Genomic DNA, 655 nt, shown 5'->3' with positions numbered 1-655 from the left:
TACTGATTCTGCTGCTTGAGATCGTTCCAATGGTGGCTCTGATCAAGTGGCGGATTGCGCTTGCCCGTGGCTCGGCAATTGATACCAGGCGCGCAAAACTGTTTGCCCGCATCAGTCATGTCGAAGCATTGCTGGTGTTGCTCATGGTTGTAGCAGCGACCGGCATGGCACGCGGGGTGACCTTGGGTTAGCCGGGTGCGGTAGGACCTTCCTAGGGGTAATTCAGAAACGTCTGACAGTCATGGCATGGGTCATGCCGGTACTATCGGCTGCATGTTTTGGCAGGAGAGGGTGGATGAGTAAACGGCGGGCAATACGGCGCACGAATCTTTAGCCAGCCGATGTTCAAGGCAATCGGGCTGGCTATGACTGAAACAGGATTCAGGGAGTTTGCGGCTTGTCCGGCGCGGTGAGGCCAGCCTGAATGCGCTGATAGATTTCTTCACGATGCACTGCAACGTCTTTCGGGGCGTTGATGCCGATCCTGACTTGCTGGCCGCTCACGCCCAGGATGGTGATCGTAATATCGTCACCGATGTTTATGCTTTCACCGACTTTGCGGGTGAGTATCAGCATGGTCTTCTCCTTGATTGCTTTGTAGGGCACCTGATTCGAACAGTGCAGAGGTCGGTGGTACGTATAGATTAGTGCGAAG

Annotated in this window: 2 protein-coding genes; one reads left to right on the top strand and one right to left on the bottom strand. The window is 54.7% G+C overall.

What is annotated here, in order from left to right:
• Positions 1-191 (top strand): DUF2214 family protein (locus tag AC1DRJ_RS31330; RefSeq protein ID WP_477805519.1); only part of this gene is annotated, 191 nt, incomplete at its 5' end.
• Positions 192-381: 190 nt separating this feature from the next.
• Here AC1DRJ_RS31330 and csrA read toward each other — a convergent pair.
• The gene (gene csrA / locus AC1DRJ_RS31325) at positions 382-576 is read right to left on the bottom strand and encodes a carbon storage regulator CsrA (protein WP_007938114.1); all 195 of its coding nucleotides are present in this window, start codon (positions 574-576) and stop codon (positions 382-384) included.
• Positions 577-655 lie beyond the last annotated feature (79 nt).

The sequence above is a fragment of the Pseudomonas sp. P5_B2 genome (assembly GCF_056400445.1).
Note: the sequence above shows the minus strand (reverse complement) of the source record. Positions and strands in the feature narration are given on the sequence as shown.